General features: G+C 56.3%; 18 protein-coding genes and 1 riboswitch. Of the genes, 3 read left to right on the forward strand and 15 right to left on the reverse strand.

The window, feature by feature from the left end; all coding sequences use genetic code 11:
• Positions 1-2: 2 nt before the first annotated feature.
• The 11 genes from RHM59_RS14100 to RHM59_RS14150 all read right to left on the reverse strand — a co-directional run bounded on the left by RHM59_RS14100 (position 3) and on the right by RHM59_RS14150 (position 9,991).
• Positions 3-527, reverse strand: a complete 525-nt coding sequence (locus tag RHM59_RS14100) for a retropepsin-like aspartic protease family protein (protein WP_322167360.1) — start codon at positions 525-527, stop codon at positions 3-5.
• A complete protein-coding gene (locus RHM59_RS14105; RefSeq protein WP_322167359.1) occupies positions 524-1,501 on the reverse strand; it encodes an esterase-like activity of phytase family protein in 978 nt (325 codons plus the stop codon). The genes RHM59_RS14100 and RHM59_RS14105 overlap by 4 nt, the downstream gene beginning before the upstream one ends.
• A complete protein-coding gene (gene parE, locus RHM59_RS14110) occupies positions 1,501-3,405 on the reverse strand; it encodes a DNA topoisomerase IV subunit B (RefSeq protein WP_322167358.1) in 1,905 nt (634 codons plus the stop codon). Before parE ends, RHM59_RS14105 begins: the two co-directional genes overlap by 1 nt.
• Positions 3,406-3,491: 86 nt before the next feature.
• Entirely contained in the window at positions 3,492-4,097 is a 606-nt protein-coding gene (locus RHM59_RS14115; RefSeq protein WP_322184241.1) for a YqiA/YcfP family alpha/beta fold hydrolase, read from the reverse strand.
• Positions 4,098-4,203: 106 nt separating this feature from the next.
• The gene (gene cpdA, locus RHM59_RS14120) at positions 4,204-5,013 is read right to left on the reverse strand and encodes a 3',5'-cyclic-AMP phosphodiesterase (RefSeq protein WP_322167356.1); all 810 of its coding nucleotides are present in this window, start codon (positions 5,011-5,013) and stop codon (positions 4,204-4,206) included.
• Between the two features lie 382 nt (positions 5,014-5,395).
• The gene (locus RHM59_RS14125; RefSeq protein ID WP_322224431.1) at positions 5,396-5,782 is read right to left on the reverse strand and encodes a hypothetical protein; all 387 of its coding nucleotides are present in this window, start codon (positions 5,780-5,782) and stop codon (positions 5,396-5,398) included.
• 630 nt (positions 5,783-6,412) lie between these two features.
• Positions 6,413-6,799 (reverse strand): hypothetical protein, encoded by a 387-nt coding sequence (locus tag RHM59_RS14130; RefSeq protein WP_322167354.1) that lies wholly within the window; start codon positions 6,797-6,799, stop codon positions 6,413-6,415.
• Positions 6,796-8,268 (reverse strand): hypothetical protein, encoded by a 1,473-nt coding sequence (locus RHM59_RS14135; RefSeq protein ID WP_322224432.1) that lies wholly within the window; start codon positions 8,266-8,268, stop codon positions 6,796-6,798. Before RHM59_RS14135 ends, RHM59_RS14130 begins: the two co-directional genes overlap by 4 nt.
• The gene (locus RHM59_RS14140) at positions 8,265-8,750 is read right to left on the reverse strand and encodes an Hcp family type VI secretion system effector (protein WP_322224435.1); all 486 of its coding nucleotides are present in this window, start codon (positions 8,748-8,750) and stop codon (positions 8,265-8,267) included. Before RHM59_RS14140 ends, RHM59_RS14135 begins: the two co-directional genes overlap by 4 nt.
• Before the next feature lie 180 nt (positions 8,751-8,930).
• Positions 8,931-9,383: a DUF1249 domain-containing protein gene (locus RHM59_RS14145; protein WP_322167351.1), complete on the reverse strand. Its 453-nt coding sequence runs from the start codon at positions 9,381-9,383 to the stop codon at positions 8,931-8,933.
• On the reverse strand, positions 9,374-9,991 hold the full coding sequence (locus RHM59_RS14150) for an NUDIX domain-containing protein (protein ID WP_322167350.1): 618 nt from the start codon (positions 9,989-9,991) through the stop codon (positions 9,374-9,376). The genes RHM59_RS14145 and RHM59_RS14150 overlap by 10 nt, the downstream gene beginning before the upstream one ends.
• 206 nt (positions 9,992-10,197) lie before the next feature.
• On the opposite strand from RHM59_RS14150, the gene RHM59_RS14155 reads away from it, so the two are divergent.
• Positions 10,198-10,947: an RsiV family protein gene (locus RHM59_RS14155; protein WP_322167349.1), complete on the forward strand. Its 750-nt coding sequence runs from the start codon at positions 10,198-10,200 to the stop codon at positions 10,945-10,947.
• Here the strand turns inward: RHM59_RS14155 and cytX are convergent.
• Both cytX and thiC read right to left on the reverse strand, forming a co-directional pair.
• Positions 10,916-12,202 (reverse strand): putative hydroxymethylpyrimidine transporter CytX, encoded by a 1,287-nt coding sequence (gene cytX, locus RHM59_RS14160; RefSeq protein ID WP_416195095.1) that lies wholly within the window; start codon positions 12,200-12,202, stop codon positions 10,916-10,918. The genes RHM59_RS14155 and cytX overlap by 32 nt on opposite strands.
• Before the next feature lie 150 nt (positions 12,203-12,352).
• Positions 12,353-14,242 carry a phosphomethylpyrimidine synthase ThiC gene (gene thiC / locus RHM59_RS14165; RefSeq protein ID WP_322224439.1) on the reverse strand — a complete coding sequence of 630 codons (1,890 nt, stop codon included), beginning with the start codon at positions 14,240-14,242 and terminating at the stop codon, positions 12,353-12,355.
• Positions 14,243-14,398: 156 nt separating this feature from the next.
• Positions 14,399-14,503: riboswitch (TPP riboswitch) on the reverse strand.
• A 141-nt stretch (positions 14,504-14,644) separates the two neighbouring features.
• Between thiC and RHM59_RS14170 the strand changes: the two genes are divergently transcribed.
• Positions 14,645-16,084, forward strand: a complete 1,440-nt coding sequence (locus RHM59_RS14170; protein ID WP_322167346.1) for a TolC family outer membrane protein — start codon at positions 14,645-14,647, stop codon at positions 16,082-16,084.
• Positions 16,085-16,243: 159 nt separating this feature from the next.
• Here RHM59_RS14170 and waaA read toward each other — a convergent pair whose 3' ends face one another.
• Positions 16,244-17,521, reverse strand: coding sequence for a lipid IV(A) 3-deoxy-D-manno-octulosonic acid transferase (gene waaA / locus RHM59_RS14175; RefSeq protein WP_322224441.1), 1,278 nt, complete (start codon positions 17,519-17,521; stop codon positions 16,244-16,246).
• 14 nt (positions 17,522-17,535) lie between these two features.
• Positions 17,536-18,420, reverse strand: coding sequence for a LysR family transcriptional regulator (locus RHM59_RS14180; RefSeq protein WP_322167344.1), 885 nt, complete (start codon positions 18,418-18,420; stop codon positions 17,536-17,538).
• Positions 18,421-18,513: 93 nt separating this feature from the next.
• Here RHM59_RS14180 and RHM59_RS14185 point away from each other — a divergent pair, with 93 nt between their 5' ends.
• Positions 18,514-18,846 (forward strand): multidrug efflux SMR transporter, encoded by a 333-nt coding sequence (locus RHM59_RS14185; RefSeq protein WP_322184245.1) that lies wholly within the window; start codon positions 18,514-18,516, stop codon positions 18,844-18,846.
• Positions 18,847-18,892: the final 46 nt, after the last annotated feature.

Here is an 18,892-nt window from a genome sequence, read left to right on the forward strand (position 1 = left end):
CCTCATTTTTGTGTGGTCTGGCGCAGCAGCATGGTGCCGCCGCGCTGGGTAAATTCGAGTTGTTTCATTGCACTCATACCGAGCAGTATCTGTTCGCCGTCAAGGCCGGGCAACACCATGGCACGCACGTCATGCAGGACGATGTCGCCAAGCTGCAAACGTTCCAGCGAAGTCCGGAAGCCCTGAGCCATCCCGTTGGCGGTGCTGGTGGTCACTGGCATGCCGCGCTTCAGGTGCAAGGTGTCCGCCACCTCGGCAGGAATCGCAACGTCGGTGGCGCCGGTATCGAGCAAGAACTCCACGGTCTTGCCATTAATCTGGGCGTTGCCAACGAAGTGGCCCTGAGCATTGCTTTGCAATAAAACCTGGATATAGCCGTCACCATGTTGCGACGTCACGACCGGATTCGGGTTTTCCTGACGCTGTTCCCATACACCAAAATAACGAGTCGCCAAAAACAGCCCAGCGCACCATGCAAGGATCAACAGCACACGACCGGCACGTTTTCCCGGTGGCGACTGGCTCAAGGCTTGGCGCTCCAACCTTCCTTGGGCGCCGCGAACCGCCAGACAATCGGCCGTTTTTCACCGTCTGCCCGCGCACCAAAATTGTTATCGACGCCGATCCACGCGCCCTCTGCATCTATAACCAATGCTTCGGCCAAGCCAAATTTTTGCGCGTAGCGCTTTGCAGGCACCAGCGCGTCGTCAGCGAATGACCAACAGCGCTCGACTGCGCCGGTGTCGAGGTTGCGACGGCACACTTGGTAAGCAGCACGCTCCAGGGTAAATAGCTTCCCTTCGAACAGCGAAATATCAGAGAAATCTTTCGAAACGCTACGACTGCCCATTTGTGCAGGCATGATTTGCTTGCCGCCCTCGCTGAGCATTACGCAACTGCCTTTGCAATCCCAGGCGCCTTGCTCTCGACGAACCGACAGCAGCCCGCGTTTTTCACGCTCGGCTGCAAGCCACAGTTGATCGCCGGCAGGATTGATCGCAATGCCTTCGAAGATTGCATTGAAGTCCTGCAGCAGGCCGCTATCTCGGGCTTGTTGAACCACGCTCTTTGGAAGGTTCAACCAGTTCGGCGCGCCCGTGACCGGCACTTGCAACACAGAGGCATAGCCCTCGCTGACCAGGTATCGATTACCTGCGCCATCACAGGTCACGCCTTCAAAATCCAAACTGCCGCCACGAACCAGCGCCGAGGCTTTGGCCATCGAAACCAGAGTAAATGGCAGACCACTGTCTGGCACCGGCGGCACCAGAATCGCCTGACCTTCTGCTTTCCATACGGCAGCGGACGTGTCGAGGCGGTAGAGCAGCGCATCGTCGCGATCCGACACGGTCCACAACACACCACCGCAAGACGCCAGGCCTGAGAGGTTACCGCCGACCATGCCATCGACCGCATGCTCGGCCAGCATTTTCAGCTGTGGCACAGGGGCTGCAAATACCGGCGACGCGATCAACAGGAGTGCGCTCAACCAACGTCGCATCAAGTCAAAACCTCAGCCAGGTTGCCTTTGGATTCGAGCCAAGTCTTGCGATCACCCGCGCGTTTTTTCGCCAACAGCATGTCCATCATTTCAGACGTTGCCGCGTAGTCATCCAGCGTGAGCTGGACCAAACGACGCGTGTTCGGGTCCATGGTGGTTTCGCGCAATTGCGGCGGGTTCATTTCGCCCAGACCTTTAAAGCGTGTGACCTGAGGCTTGCCGCGCTTCTTCTCCGCCACCAGACGGTCAAGAATCCCGTCACGCTCGGCTTCGTCCAGTGCGTAATAGATTTCTTTGCCGAGGTCGATCCGGTACAGCGGCGGCATTGCCACGTAAACGTGACCGGCGTCGACCAGCGGACGGAAATGCTGAACGAACAACGCACAGAGCAAGGTGGCGATGTGCAGACCATCGGAGTCGGCGTCGGCGAGGATGCAGATTTTTCCGTAACGCAATTGGCTGATATCAGCGACGCCCGGATCGACGCCAATCGCGACGGCAATGTTATGCACTTCCTGGCTGGCCAGTACTTCGCCGCCATCGACTTCCCACGTGTTCAGAATCTTGCCGCGCAACGGCAAAATCGCCTGAAACTCTTTGTCCCGCGCTTGTTTGGCCGAACCGCCCGCAGAATCACCCTCAACCAGAAACAGCTCGGAGCGCATAGGGTCCTGCCCCGCGCAATCAGCCAGTTTGCCCGGCAATGCCGGCCCTTGGGTGACGCGCTTACGCTCGACCTTCTTGCTGGCCTTCAGGCGGCGCCCGGCGTTGTTGATCGCCAGTTCGGCCAGTTGCATGCCCAGCTCGGAGTTGGCGTTAAGCCACAGGCTGAACGCATCTTTGACGACACCGGAAACAAAGGCGGCAGCTTCACGGGACGACAACCGCTCTTTGGTCTGGCCGGAGAATTGCGGCTCCTGCATCTTCATCGACAGAACGAACGCAATCCGTTCCCACACGTCTTCCGGCGCAAGTTTGACGCCACGCGGCAACAGGCTACGAAACTCGCAAAATTCGCGCATCGCATCCAGCAGCCCCTGACGCAGACCGTTGACGTGGGTGCCGCCTTGCTGAGTCGGGATCAGGTTGACGTAGCTTTCTTGAACGCTGTCACCGCCCTCGGGCAACCACAGCAGCGCCCAATCGATGGCTTCTTTATTACCGGCAAAACTGCCGCAAAACGGCACGTCCGGCAGACGCAGGAAATCGCTGACAGCGTCCTCTAGATAGGAGCGCAAGCCGTCTTCGTAATGCCACTCGATTTTCTCGCCAGTGGCTTTGTCTTCGAAACTGACCAACAGGCCCGGACATAGCACCGCTTTCGCCTTGAGCACATGCTTGAGGCGGCTGACGGAAAATTTCGGCGTATCAAAATACTTAGGGTCCGGCGCGAAATAGACGCTGGTACCGGTATTGCGCTTGCCAACGGTCCCTATTACTGCGAGTTCGCTGGCCTTGTAGCCATCGGCGAAGGTCATTTCGTATTCGTTGCCGTCGCGCTTGACCCGCACCCGAACGTGATTCGAGAGCGCGTTGACCACCGAGATCCCTACACCGTGCAAACCGCCGGAGAACTGGTAGTTCTTGTTCGAGAACTTGCCGCCTGCGTGGAGTTTGGTGAGGATCAGCTCGACGCCCGAGACGCCTTCTTCCGGGTGAATGTCCACCGGCATGCCGCGGCCGTCATCGGAGACTTCCAGCGAATTGTCGGCGTGGAGGATGACTTGCACTGATTTTGCGTGCCCGGCGAGGGCTTCATCGACGCTGTTGTCGATGACTTCCTGGGCAAGGTGGTTCGGCCGCGTGGTGTCGGTGTACATGCCCGGACGCTTGCGAACCGGGTCGAGGCCCGAGAGGACTTCGATGGCGTCTGCGTTATAAGAGCTAGCGCTGGGATTGGCCATGGGGTCTCGTCGTCAGTTATTCATTAAAAGTCGGTCGCGTCATCGCGCAAAAACTGGATCTCCTGTAAGAGCCAACTTGTTGGCTCCTACAGGTTTACGTTTACAAGCTCCGGCGCGAAGCCGGCCATTGTCAGCAACACCGGCAAGCACTCGGCGAAGCCTTGAAAGCTGTGATCACCGCCCGCCTGGATACGCAAGGCACAAGCGCGGTAAAACGTCTGGGCGTGGCGGTAGTCGAGGGTCTCGTCACCCGTTTGCAGCCACACTTGAAAACGCTGCGGATCCTGCGGGGGCGGCACTTCCAGTTCGGCCAACGCCGTCACATGGTCGTGGGTCAGCTCCCAACTTTCGCCGCTGTACAGGTTCTGTTGAGTACCGAGGAACCCGTCGAACAACCGATGCGGATTGACCACCGGGTTGATCAGCACTGCCTTGAGACCGTGGCGCTCAGCCAAGTGAGTCGCATAGTAGCCGCCGAGTGAGCTGCCGACCAGCAGCGGCCTGCCCAGCTCGGCAATCGCGGCGTCGAGCTGAGCGATGGCCTGACGTGGATGATGATGCAGTGCAGGCACGCGTAACTGCGCGCCAAGCCCCAAGGACTGCATCAACGTCGATAACTGGCTGGCTTTTGTCGACAGCGGCGAGCTGTTCAAGCCGTGGATATACAGCAATGTTGAGGGTTCGCCAGTCATGTCCGCTCCCTTGCGTTCTTGATCGAAACAAAGACGCAGAGTTTACAGGGACTAACGCCGGATAACTTGCCTTCGGACGTTTCCCGCTAAAAACGGGACATGTCGCTCAATAACCTTCGCCGCCGTAGTCCACCTCAAAATCCAGCCCCTCGACCCGCGAGACTCCGGTTTCAAGCCGGCCGTCGGCGTACAGACGTAGCCAGCGATAGCCCGGCGCCGCAGTGTCGACCTTGAATTCGAGGCTGCCTGGGGCGAATTGAATACAGGTCGAAGGCGATGCCAGCAAACGCACGTTATGCCGCATCTGGTCGTATTCCTGATGCACGTGCCCCCACAGCACTGCCCGCACGTGGGGAAATTGATCAAGCACGGCAAACAGCTTCTCGGGATTACGCAGGCCTATCGGGTCCATCCACTGGCAGCCAATGGGAACCGGATTGTGGTGCAGGCACACCAGATGATGGCGCTCCGGGGCGGCGCTCAACGAGCGGGCCAGCAATTGCAACTGAGCGTCCTGCAAAAAACCGGGTACTGAACCGGGGACGGCGGAATCCAGCAAGGTAATGCGCCAATGGCCGAGATCGGTGATCGGCTCCAGATACTCACTGTGCCGGGCGGCTTCAGCCAACTCCGGTAGCTCGTCGTGATTACCGGGAATCCAGCGAGTGGGTGCCGAAATTTGCGCACTGACTTGGCGAAACGCCTCGTAAGACTCAACGCTACCGTCTTGGGACAGATCACCCGTTGCTATTAGCAAATCAATAGTCGGTTGTTCGGCCAAGACACGCTCGATCACCTTACTCAGGCTGTCGCGGGTGTTCATGCCCAGCAGTTTGCCGTCCGCGTTGGCAAAGAGATGGCTGTCGGACAGTTGGACTACTAGCACCGACGATGCTTGATGGGATGCGCTCGGCAAAGGCCGTCTCCTTGGGCGGGATTGGGCGATTATGGTCGTAAGCGCGCGGACGGGCAAACCTTGGGGTGAGGAATGGGTCACATTGTGCGTGCGAATTCACTGTCATCGAAACCAACTCCCGCTACCGTTGCTCAGCAGTAATCACATTTTTGATAACCTCTTATCCAATAATTATTTATCCTGCAACCACCCAAACCAAGGTATACGTTGCTCATGAATGACCCCGAGCCACCAGCTTTTATTGCACGTTATGGTTTATGCCAACCCAGGTTTTGTCCCGACATCACACTATAGACGTGGCAACCCCTACAACAAGGTTTGCGTAGCCTTCGAATTGTTTCGATGAGTCGATCTTGCGGACGGCGAGTAAGCAACCGCAAAGCTAGCCACGACCAAACTTGGCATACGCTCCAAATCCAAACATAACCAATAGCAGCCCCCAACCAGCCCACTGCATAACAATCAGTTGGCGCTTCAGATTGGCGGGGAAATTCTTAAAATCCTCGGCGCTAACCGCCCCCCGCCGAAGAGCCATACCAGGCGTGACCATCATTCCCATTATTAACCCAAAGACATAAAGCCGTCCCCAGAGACCCGTGTGTATCAAAAAGACGCGAATTATAACTATCGGACTATTCTTCATATGACCCAGCATCAAGTCCATTTTGGTGTAGGCGAGATACAGCGCTATGGCGATCCAAATAAAAATACCTCCAAAATTTACTAGGCCTACACAAAGGAAAATTTTGTCAGCGGTACTCACATTCATTTATTGACCTCGTAAATCACATTGCCTGCCGTTTCAACGCCTTTCCAGCAGATCTGTGCTGCAAAGCCCCCTCGCCAATAATTAAAACGCCACATACAAACGCTCCTACCCCGAAAACAAGCCGCGACTGGGTTTGACGCATACTGCAAGCCCTCACACTGCTTATTTTAAATACTAAACAAGATTGAGCTGGGCAACCACCCCTACACCAATCATCACTATTAAGACAACAATAGCGCAACAGTGAAACACTATTAGTCTCCATTTAATATTTGCGGGCAACCCACTGAGATCCTCCGCACTAATACTGCCTCTCTTAATATAAAAATCGGAAAAGGTAACGAAGCCAGAAATCCCTCCAACTATTAATAGTCGCCCCCACGCCCCTCCGAAACGTAGAGGCGTTAGAGCTTTGACAGCAGGGCTGTTTCTGAAGCAATCCAACAGCATATCCATTTTCGTATAGGCGATATGTAATGCAACCCCAATACAAATCACAGCTCCACTGAAATCTATTAACCCAACAGTGAGGAATATTTTGTCAGCAGTACCCAAGCTCATTCTGACCTCGTAAATCACTTCGCTTATCGCTTCAACGCGGTTGACGAGGGCGAGTAACTAACCGCAAAGCTAGGCATTACCGAATTTTGCATATGCTGCCAGTGCACACATAACCAAAAGCAGCCCCCAACCAACCCATTGCATCACAATCAGTTTGCGCTTCAGATCGGCAGGAAAATTCTTCAGATCCTCGGCGCTAACCGCCCCCCTCCGAAGAGCCATACCAGGCGTGACCATCATCCCCATTATTACCCCAAAGACATGCATCCGCCCCCAAGGACCCGCGTGTATCAAAAACCTGCGAATCATAACTATCGGACTATTCTTCATGTGGGCCAACATCAGGTCCATTTTGGTGTAGGCGAGATACATCGCTGCGCCAATCCAAGCAAGCATGCTTGCAAAATAAACTAACCAGACACAGAGGTAAATTTTATCGGCGGTACTAATGCTCATTTTCTGACCTCGTAAATCAACTCGCCTGCCTTTTCACCACCCATTCCCCCGAAATACCCTCCGGCGAAAGACCCTCCCCCCACTACCACAAGACCACATGCAAGTGTTCCCACCCCAGCAGTCGGAACCCCGATAGCAAAGCAGATCGCTCCAGTTCCGACGGCGCTTAAAATTCCGCCTGCGACAAAACCGCCTGCAGCCCCGCCGATAAAACCCCCTGTCTCCGTAAACTTCACCTTCTCACACGCCTCAACATCACCCGCCCGGCAAACATCCTGCACTTTCATATAAGAAGCCCCGCCGCTAATAGCAGTGCCCACCCAGCCACCATAATTTATGTACTTGGAGGCTTTGGACACTGCGGCTAAGTGGGTGGCGTATCCAGGGTTCATGTCGTGTGCACCGGCCCGGCCCCAGCGATGCACCAAGCTGCGGCTGGAAATGCCCAAGGCGGTTTTCAGTTTCGGGTGGTCGGGGTAGTCGATGGTATGTTTGGTCAGCGTGGTGAGGTGGGTGTCGAGTTGAGCAAACAGTTGTTTGCGTTCGGCAAAGAACTCGGGGGATCGCAGGTGCCCGTGTTGGTTGAAGGTGCGCTTGTGCAGGTCTTCAATGGCTTTCAGGATTTGTCCTACCGTGTCTATGTTGTCTTTGTAAACCGCCGCGGCCATGCTGGTCCCAATAGAGCCGTACTTGATGAAAGACTCGATTTCATCACGGTGGAGAACCATGAAGTCGGCTTCTTCCGGGCTAAGATCCTCCAATACCTTGTTCACCACGCGTGCCGTTGCCATCAGCCGCGCTTCTTCCTCGGTGCATCGCCCATTATCGGGATCGCTGAGCACAATCATTTGCCCGGCTTTTATCTGATCCAACCCAGGGTTCAGGATCCTGAACTTGGCAATGACCCTGGAACTGGCTGAGGTGAACAATTGCGCTTCCAGTCGTTCAACCGTAGTGCTTCTGGGAACGATGTAGAACCCTGGGTCATGCAGTTCGATGGGTTCCGGCTGCAGCTCTGGAGGAAAAAGCTGGTAACGCTCATATATTGACGTCGGAACCGGCAGGTGGAGGGTGGCCAGGGTCTTTTCATTGGTCACCTTAAGGTGTTGAGCAAAGACATAACGCAGTAAGCGCTCGGGATCAGGTCGCATAGCCGGTTGGGTGAGCCGTGGCACTGGAATGCGTTTGACGCTATTGCTTACGGCACGTTGGCGATCACGCGCCAACGCCTGCGATTGACTCGCAAGGCTGCGGTACTCTTTCAATATGGCGTCGATGCCCTGCGTGGGGGTTTTACGACCGAGTTCAACGTCATCAATAATACGTTTGGCGTAATAGGACACTTCCCGAATAAACAACACGCGCCCATGACCTTGATCAAGGTGTCGGGCGCTGACACTAAGGGCTTGTCCTTGAAGTTGACCTGCTGCTTGGTGGACATCCCAGATATCATCACTGCTGGCGCTCATCGTGGTTCACCCCAAAAGCCATAGCCACTGGTGGCCGCTCTGAGGTTCGTGTAATTAATCTCACGGAAACGAAAAGCGACGTGCTCTCGCATTTCACCGTCAGATTGAAAGATCACATCAGGCATGTCCTGTGTCAGGTCGACAATGAGTCCACCCTTGATCGATATCGAATAAAACTTCTCCTGCGTACCCGAGGGCGTTGTTTGATAAAAATCAAACGTGCAGTCCAACTCTTCTCTTCGGGTCAGTGCTTGCTCTAATAAGGGAGACGATTTATCGATGTATTTGGAGATAATAATGGGGCCGTGGGTCGAGCTGTTGTTATTCTCAAAATTGGTCAGGTTTCGAGTATAAGGAAGCATCATTATTTCGTCGGTATGCGCTGACTGGTATTTGTTGCCGATCGACTCTTTACTGGAGCAGCCTGCCGAAATCAATCCTTGAGCCTTGCCGGTGATGGTCATGTATCCAGGGTTAGCCATGACTACCTCTCCTTTTTGATGGAGGGTAGTTTATTGGAAAGTTTCCCCAGTTGGCTGTAGGACGTTTCTGAAAATCGCACGATGAAAAAATAATAAAGAGTTACTTCAATTGTTTGCTCGAACCATGTTGCGCAACTTCTTGCGCAACTCAATCAACTATTCTAAACAATCGAAAAACCCTCAACGCACCACTTCAAACTCATGTCCACACGCCAAACAGTGACTCAGCCACTCACCCAAGAACAAATTAAGTTGAGCCTTTTCATCCGGCTGGTGCATGGCTTCGTTGGGGTATGGGTAGATGCCACGAAAACGGCGGGCGTGTTCGGCGCCGATGACTTCGGCCATGCGCGCGTCGTGGTACACCTGAACTTCGAGTTTGGGTACCGGGAGCCACGGCAGGCTGTGTTCCTGACGTACCTGCAAGGTGGTGGTGTAAGGACAGTCGAGGAGGACTTCGACCGCCAGTACGCCAAGCATTTGATCGCCTTGGGTCACGGCGACCCGGCGCGAACGCTGTTGATTGCGCATGTCCGGGAGCAGTCGCATCAAGCGCGCATAGTTTGCCTCGCAGGCAGCTTGCAGCCCGACGAGGTCAACCCTATAGCGCTCGCGCACAAGTCTCACGACCATAGCCCCCTGATTTCAGTTCGGTTCAATGCCAGCCATTGCAAAGCAATAAGCGTAGCGGCATTAAAAATTCGTCCATCGCTTATGGCTTTTAAGGCATCGTCAAACGCCCACACCGATACGCGAATATCCTCACCTTCCGATTCCAGACCGTGCAAACCACCCGCCCCCTCACTGTCGCAATGCCCCAGGTACAGGTGAACGTATTCACTGCTGCCGCCTGGGGATGGAAAGTATTTGGTGATTGGCACCATTTCGCTGAAAACAAGACCAGCTTCCTCTTCTGCCTCGCGGTGGGCAACCTCTTCCGGCTGCTCATCCTTGTCGATCAACCCGGCGACCAATTCAATCAGCCACGGATTGTCGATTTTGCCCAGCACACCGACTCGAAACTGCTCGATCAACACCACTTTGTCGCGCTTGGCGTCGTAGGGCAGCACGCACACCGCATCGTGGCGGACGAACAATTCACGACTGATTTCCTTGCTCATGCCCCCGTTAAAAAGCTCGTGGCGCAGGTGTACACGGTCCAGGCGATAAAACCCCTGATAGCAATTTTCGCGTCGCGTAATCTCTACCGCCGATGGGACGGAGTTGTTCGTGTCAGTCATACATTTCTCGCTACTGAGCCTGAACCGGCTTGGCAACATCCTAACGCGCTCTATCGCCAGATGCAGCCCCCAAACACTGCCATTGAAGCAACCACGGTAGACTAGCAGCCCGCAGACGACATCAAGTTAGCGTAGTGGCGAACTGATGGAGCTGTTTGCAGTCGAAGCACGTCGACCCGCCTTTTTTGTTTTTGCCAAGGATCACCATGTCATTGTTGAGGATCACTACCCTGGCTTGCTTCGCGCTGGCGCTGGGCGCCTGCCAAAGCTTGTTTCAACCCAATTTTCACTCACCGCTCGACGCTCAGCGTGACGCCTCGGAACAGATTAAACCGGGCTGCGCAACGCCGGACTGTCCCTTGGTGAACGTTGACACCGTGCATTTCCCAGACGAACCGAATCTGGACAGCCTGATCCAAAACACGCTGCTGCAGATGGCTCGGAATACGCCTGGGGCTACGCCATTACCGGCATCGCTCAACGCCTATGAACAGCAATTCCTGCAGCAAGCGCCGAACAGCACCAACAGCTATTTGCAGGCCAAAGTACGTGAGCAGCATGACGGTCTGGTGATCATTGAACTGTCCAGCTACCTGGAAAACGGCGGCGAACACGGCACGCCGGGGCGCGCGTTCATTAACTATTCTCGCCCGTTGCACAAGGCCCTGACGCTGCAAGACATGTTAGTGCCTGGTGAGGAAGATGCTTTCTGGCTGACGGCGCAACAAGCGCACAAAGAATGGATGATCAATACCAAAGTCGCTCAGGACCCGGCGTTCGTGCAGGCCTGGCCGTTCCAGAAAACCCCGAACGTCGCGTTGACGTATGGCGGAGTCATCCTGAAATACGGCGTGACGACGATTGCGCCGTACGCCATGGGCCACATTGAGCTGAAGATGTCTTACCTTCAGCTCAATGGGATCCTCAAGCCGGAACTGTTCCCGAGCCGCGACTAAATACTCGGCCCAGTAGCAATTGCAACACGCCAGACACCACCAGCGCTGGCAGTGTTGCGCCCACATCCGGGTACAGATTCGCCAGCAGGTGATAAGTGCTGACGCCGCCCAACCACGCCAACAGGCTCATCCCGCGAAAACCGACGGTAGCGGCCTGAAGGCTGCGACGGCGCAGGATGAAGTGATCGACCAAAACCACGCCGAACAACGGCGCGAAGACCGAGCCGATCAGCAGCAAGAAGTTCTGGTATTGCGCCAATGGCGCCAAGCAGGCGATCAAGGTGCAAATCACACCGATACCCAAGGCCAGGTGCTCGACTTTGATCCGCAGCAGAATGCCACTGGAGACCGCTGCCGAGTGAATATCGGCGAAGGCGTTTTCCGATTCGTCGATCAAAATCAACAGCAGCGGAATACCCATCCCGGCACCGGCCAGCGCCAGCAACAGCGGGCTCATCTCACCACTTGGCGCGAATGCCAGGGTGTAGGCCACCCCCAGGCTCATCAGCCAGAAATTGCCGATAAAGAAGCCCAACGCCGTACCGGCGAACACGCTTTTGGCGCGCTTGCCGAAGCGCGAATAGTCGGCAATCAACGGTAACCAAGACAATGGCATGGCGATGGCGATGTCGAAACCGACGGCAAACGGCATCGTGCCGTCGCCGGCGTGGGCCCACAACGCGGTCAGATCGGTCTTGGTCAACAAGTTCCAGGTCAGCCAAACGCAGGAGGCCAGCAACAGCCAAATGCCCCACTTGCGCAGGACCTTACGGACGAAGGTCAACGGGCCACTGACGGCCAGAAAGGTCGCCAGCGCGCCAAAAACCAGAGTCCAGAGCAACGGGTTCGCCCACAGGCTGCCGTCGGCAAATGCCCGTGCCCCCAACAAACTGGCGGCATCGCGCATCACGATGATCTCGAAAGCGCCCCAGCCAATCAGTTGCGCCAAGTTCAAAATCGCAGGCAGCGATGCACCGTGGGTGCCGAGGCTGAGCTTAAGCGCCGCCATGGCTGAAAGCCCGGTATCGCTGCCAATTACACCAACGGCAGCCAGCAGCAATACGCCCACTAGGGTGCCGAGAAAAATCGCCAGCATAGAACCTGACATCCCTAGCCCCGGTGCCAACAACGCGCCGGTCTGCAGAACCATCAGGCCAATGCCGAGGGAAAACCACAGGGAAAACAGATCTCGCCCGCCGAACACACGCTTGCCCAGAGGCACAGGAATGTCGGGAGAGTAGGTGTTGGATGCAATAGTCACGGGTGTGATCTCGGAGGAGCGGTTTATCCAAAACCTGTAGGAGCCAACTTGCTGGCGAAGCAAACGACGCGGTCAATTTGAAAAACCGCGCAGTCACCCTCGCCAACAAGTTGGCTGCTACAGGGGATTTTTCATCGGTTCAAATCAAACCTTCTTATACAACTGACTACCTTCCTGCTTGAAGCGCTCGGCCTGCTCACGCAAACCTTCCTGCACGGCAGCGTCCACGGTGTCGATTTTCTGGTTAGCCGCGTAGATGCGCACTTCCTGGGTGATCTTCATCGAGCAGAATTTCGGCCCGCACATGGAGCAGAAGTGCGCGACTTTTGCCGAGTCCTTTGGCAGGGTTTCATCGTGATACGAGCGTGCTGTGTCGGGATCGAGGCCTAGGTTGAACTGGTCTTCCCAACGGAATTCAAACCGGGCCTTGCTCAAGGCGTTGTCGCGGATTTGCGCGCCAGGATGCCCTTTTGCCAAGTCCGCCGCATGGGCCGCGATCTTGTAGGTGATGATCCCGGTCTTGACGTCATCCTTATTCGGCAGACCCAAGTGTTCCTTCGGCGTGACGTAGCAAAGCATCGCGCAACCGAACCAGCCAATCATGGCCGCGCCGATACCTGACGTAATGTGGTCGTAACCCGGAGCAATGTCGGTGGTCAGCGGACCGAGGGTGTAGAACGGCGCCTCGTCACAGCATTCCAACTGTTTGTCCATGTTCTCTTTGATCAACTGCATCGGCACGTGGCCTGGGCCTTCGATCATGGTTTGTACGTCGTGCTTCCAAGCGATTTTGGTCAGTTCGCCGAGGGTTTCCAGCTCGCCAAATTGCGCCGCATCGTTAGCGTCGGCAATGGAACCCGGACGCAGGCCATCGCCCAGCGAGAAGCTGACGTCGTAGGCCTTCATGATTTCGCAGATGTCTTCGAAATGCGTGTACAGGAAGTTTTCCTGGTGATGCGCCAGGCACCACTTGGCCATGATCGAACCACCACGGCTAACGATCCCGGTGACGCGCTTGGCGGTCAGCGGTACATAACGCAACAACACGCCAGCGTGGATGGTGAAGTAATCCACGCCCTGCTCGGCTTGTTCAATCAGCGTGTCGCGGAACAACTCCCAGGTCAGGTCTTCGGCCGCCCCGTCGACTTTTTCCAGCGCCTGATAAATCGGCACGGTGCCGATTGGCACCGGTGAGTTGCGGATGATCCACTCACGGGTTTCGTGAATGTGCTTGCCGGTGGACAAGTCCATGACCGTGTCCGAACCCCAGCGGATGCCCCAGGTCAGCTTGGCCACTTCTTCTTCGATGGAAGAGCCCAGTGCGCTGTTGCCGATGTTGCCGTTAATTTTCACCAGGAAGTTACGGCCGATGATCATCGGCTCCAACTCAACGTGGTTGATGTTGGCCGGAATGATGGCGCGACCACGGGCGATTTCGTCACGGACGAATTCAGCGGTGATGTGTTTTGGCACGCTGGCGCCGAAGCTGTGACCGGCATGTTGCTGAGTCAGCAGGCCGGCCGCGTGGGCTTCTTGCAGCTTCATGTTTTCGCGGATGGCGACGTATTCCATCTCGGCGGTGATGATGCCCTGACGCGCATAGTGCATCTGGCTGACGTTAGCACCTGCTTTGGCCCGACGCGGATTGCGCACATGGGCAAAGCGCAGCTTGGTCAGTTCGACATCGCTGAGACGCTGCTGGCCGAAGTTGGAACTCAACCCCGACAGGCGTTCGGTGTCGTTGCGCGAATCGATCCACGGCGAACGGATGTCAGCCAAGCCTTTGCGCACATCAATGATCACGTTCGGGTCGGTGTATGGGCCTGAGGTGTCATAAATAACCACGGGAGCATTGATCTCGCCGCCGAAATCGGTCGGTGTGACGTCCAGGCTGACTTCGCGCATTGGCACCAGAATGTCTGGGCGCGAGCCTTGAACGTAGATTTTTTGCGAACGGGTAAACGGCTGAACTGATCCTGAATCGACTTGGGCCGATTCACTCAAGTTAGCGGTGTTTTTTAATTTTGAACTCATCACGGGCACTCCAGACGTCATCCAGCGGCGGATTTATTGTCGGAGCAAACCTGAAACGGACGGGTGCACCAAGAACGGTGCTGAGCATAGAAAGGAAGCGCTACTGTTCACTTTATGAACAATCGACCCCGGACGACACTCAAGAGGACTCGCCGGGAGACGAGAAATCTTGTTCCCTACGCAGGCGCTAACCTGATCAGGTTCAACGGGATCCGGATTAACCGATCTCAGCCTCATAGCAAGGCACCCCGACAAGAACGACGCCAGTCTAGTGCAAGAGATGGGCATAACGCCAATAACGTTGAATATCACTCGATAAATGGCCGATATGCAGGATTGTTGCGAACTAAGCCGGGCACTACACTCGCTACGCGATTTATTACTCTCTTTAGGGAACGCCTCATGCTGCGCAAACTTTCACTGGCTCTTGCCGTGTCTTGTGCTTCCAATGGAATGGTCTGGGCTGCTGACGTGCCTTTGCCGACCAAGACGGGTTTGGTCAACGTCTACCAAGAGGCTGTGGATAACAACTCAGACCTGGCGGCCTCACGCGCTAACTACCAAGCGCAAAAAGAAGTGGTGCCCCAGGCTCGCGCCGGATTACTGCCCAACCTGTCTGCCGGCGCTGACGTGCAAACCACTCGCACCCAGATCGATCAGCCCTCGGCGAACTTCACTCGCAGTGGCACGGTGTATCAGGCCACGTTGAGCCAACCCATTTTCCGTGCAGACCGCTGGTACCAGTTTCAAGCCGCGAAAGACGTCAACGAAGAGGCGATCCTGCAGCTTTCCGCTACTGAGCAAAATCTGATTTTGCAAAGCGCTCAAGACTACTTCACGGTTTTGCGCACCGAAGACAATTTGGCCTCGACCAAGGCCGAAGAAGCTGCATTCAAACGTCAGCTTGACCAGTCCAACGAACGTTTCGATGTGGGTCTGTCAGACAAGACCGACGTGCTGCAGGCGCAAGCCAGCTACGACACGGCACGGGCTAATCGCATTGTTGCCAAGCGCCAGGTGGACGATGCGTTCCAGGCGTTGGCGACCTTGACCAATCGCGAATACAACTCCATCGAAGGCATTGTTCACACCTTACCGGTGCTGCCACCAACCCCCAATGACGCCAAGGCATGGGTGGACACGGCATCACAACAAAACTTGAACTTGCTCGCCAGTAACTACGCCGTGACGGCGGCAGAAAAAACCTTGAGCCAACGCAAGGCCGGTCACGCACCGACCGTGGATGCCGTTGCCAGCTACAAGCGTGGCGATAACGATGCGTTCGGTTTCAGCAACCCGAACTTCACCGGCCAAAACTATGGCGGCGACGTTGAGCAACGCAGTATTGCCATCGAGTTGAATGTTCCGATTTACAGCGGTGGCCTGACCAGCTCTCAAGTGCGCGAAGCTTATGCACGGCTGAACCAGAGCGAACAGCAGCGTGAAAGCCTGCGTCGCCAAGTGGTGGAAAACACCCGTAACCTGCACCGCGCGGTAAACACCGATGTTGAGCAGGTCCAGGCGCGCAAGCAGTCGATCATCTCTAACCAGAGCGCACTGGAAGCGACTGAGATTGGCTATCAGGTGGGCACCCGTAACATTGTCGACGTGCTCGACGCCCAACGTCAGCTCTACAGCTCAGTGCGCGATTACAACAACACGCGCTATGACTACATCCTCGACAACCTGCGTTTGAAGCAAGCAGCCGGGACATTGAATCCGGGGGACTTGCAGGACTTGTCCCGGTATTTGAAAGCTGATTACAACCCGGATAAAGACTTCCTGCCGCCGGACTTGGCTAAAGAGTCGGCGAAGAACTTCCAAAAGCCGTCAGAGAAGTGATTGCTGCCTACAACATCATCAACGTCGGACACAGCGCCTTCCCGGTATAGGTCCGACACAGGAACTCAATCTGAGCCAACTGGTTGGCGAGGCGTTTTACCTGACGAACTGCCTCCGTCCTCTCGCCAACAAGTTGGCTCTACAGATATTGGCATGAGCTTACAACCCAGCCACCCGCGCCAGCATGTCCAACAAACGCTGCAACGCGCCTTGGTTGGCATGCATTACCTTCAATCCGGCATCGGCCATTTGCTGGGCTTTCGTGGGTTGGTCGAATAGCTGTTGCACTGCTACTGCCAGCCCTTTCGCATCGCTCACTTCTTGCAACGCCCCGGCAGCGCGAAGCAGTGCGGCGATTTCCAGAAAGTTGAACAGGTGGGGACCGCTTAGCACCGGTTTGGCCAATGCTGCCGGTTCCAGCAGGTTATGCCCGCCATTGGCCACCAGGCTGCCGCCGACAAACGCACAATCAGCGATTGCGTAAAGAAACAGCAACTCGCCCATGGTGTCGCCCAGCAGCACCGAGGTGGTGGAGGTGACGGGCTGCGCGGTCGAGCGACGAACCGTTTCGAACCCTTGCTGCTGACACAAATCGTAAACGCTGTTGAAGCGCTCAAGGTGGCGCGGCACCAGAATCAATAACGCGTCGGGATGGCTGATCAGCAGTTGCCGATGGGCCGCCAACACGGTTTCGTCTTCGCCCGCATGGGTGCTGGCCGCGATCCACGTCGGACGCTGAACGGACTGCCACTGCTCACGCAAATCTGCCGCCCGGATCAACAGCTGCGGGTCGATGCTCAAGTCGAACTTGATCGACCCGGTGACTTCAACACACTCCGGTCGTGCGCCTAGATCACGAAAGCGCTGCGCTTCTATTTCAGTCTGCACCGCGAGACCACTCATCTCAGCCAGCATCGGCCGCGTCAACTTGGCGAAACGCCCGTAGCCACGCGCTGAACGCTCGGACAACCGGGCATTAGCCAGCACCACCGGGATTGCGCGCTTGGCACACTGGTGAATATGGTTAGGCCACAGCTCAGTTTCCATGATCACCCCCAGCGAAGGCTGGACATGATTCAAAAAGCGCCCCGCAGCCCACGGCAAATCGTAGGGTAAATAACAATGTTGAATCCGGGATTCGCCCGCGAACAAGGCTTTGATCCGCTCCGAGCCAGTGGGCGTCATGCAGGTCACGGTGATTGGCAACTGCGGATAGCGCGCTAACAGGCTTTGGATCATCGGCGCTGCAGCGATGCTCTCGCCGACGGAAACGGCGTGCACCCAAATTCCGCCGCGTTGCATAGCTGGCAGGCCAAACGAGAAACGTTCGCCGATCCGCTGTGCATAAGCCGGCGCTTTTCGCGCCCGCAGCCAGAGACGCAGGGCCAGCAGCGGCAAACCGACGTGAAACAACACGCTATAAAGGAGTCTATTCATGGCGGCGGAGTTTATCAGCCAATCGCTTGCAGATGCTGGGCAAAGCTATCGGCCAGCCACCTCGCGGCCGGGCCCAGCGGTTCATCCCGGCGCCAGACCATTTCCACCACCAAGGCGGGCGGCGTCCAGTCGCTGATTAGCTCAACCATCAGGTTTTGATAGGCCGGATACTGCACCACATGTCGCGGCAGCCAGGCCCAACCGAGGCCGCGCATGAGCAGCTCGGCCATCACGTAGAAACTGTCAGCGCGCCAGACCTGCGCGCTGATCTGTTCGCCGCCGGGGTAGCCGCTTTGCTGGGGCGCGATCAATAGCTGACGGTGGCGACCTAATAGCTGGCGACTCACCCGAGGCTCGCCCGCCAACGGATGCCCCACCGCACACACCGTGACCATCTCGACGCTGCCCAAGACCCGGCGCTCCAGGGCTTGGGGCATCTGTTCGTGGTGAAACAGCAAACCCAAATCCGCTCGACGCTCAACCAGCTTGCGCGCCACATCGCCCTGAGCGCCGCTGGCCAGTTGCATTTCCAGCGTCGGAAATCGTTCGGCCAAGGCTTCGAGACTGTCCAGCACCGGCTGATAAGGCATGGCTTCGTCATGGGCCAAGCGCAAGCGCGCCTCTTGACCGCGCATCAATGCCAGCGCCCGGCCATCGAGGCGCTCGCATTGGCGCAACAATTCCCGCGCCTCTTCCAATAGCGCACCACCCGCTTCGGTCAACCGAGGCTGCCGACCGCTGCTGCGTTCAAATAGAACCACCCCCAAATCGGCTTCCAGCAGCGCGATGGCGCTACTTACCGCTGACTGAGCGCGCTTCATGTCACGGGCTACGGCCGAAAACGAACGCTGCTCGGCGACGCTGACGAACAGACGCATTTGCTCAAGGTTCCATTGCACAGCCGGCCAACCTATCGATTAATGAGATGGGTAATGACTTTACCCCATCTGTTGAACCGCTAGAATGCGCAGCTTATGAAAAGGAGTAACACCATGACCGCCTACTACTATCTGGCCATCGCCATCTGCGCCGAAGTCATAGCCACCGTTTCCATGAAAGCGGTCAAAGGGTTCAGCACGCCTGTGCCGCTGCTATTGGTCATCGTGGGTTATGGCATCGCGTTCTGGATGTTGACGCTAGTGGTTCGCAGCATCCCGGTGGGTGTTGCTTACGCGGTCTGGGCCGGCATGGGAATTGTCATGGTGAGCATCGCGGCGCTGTTCGTTTACGGGCAAAAACTCGATGTGCCGGCGATGTTCGGCATGGGCCTGATTGTGGCCGGTGTGGTGGTGATTCAGCTGTTCTCAAAAACCGCCGGGCATTGAAAACGCGATCCTCTATAATGGCCAGATTCGTCTAGCCACTGAGGTC

The sequence above is a fragment of the Pseudomonas sp. MH10 genome, assembly GCF_034353045.1.
Classification (GTDB): Bacteria; Pseudomonadota; Gammaproteobacteria; order Pseudomonadales; family Pseudomonadaceae; genus Aquipseudomonas.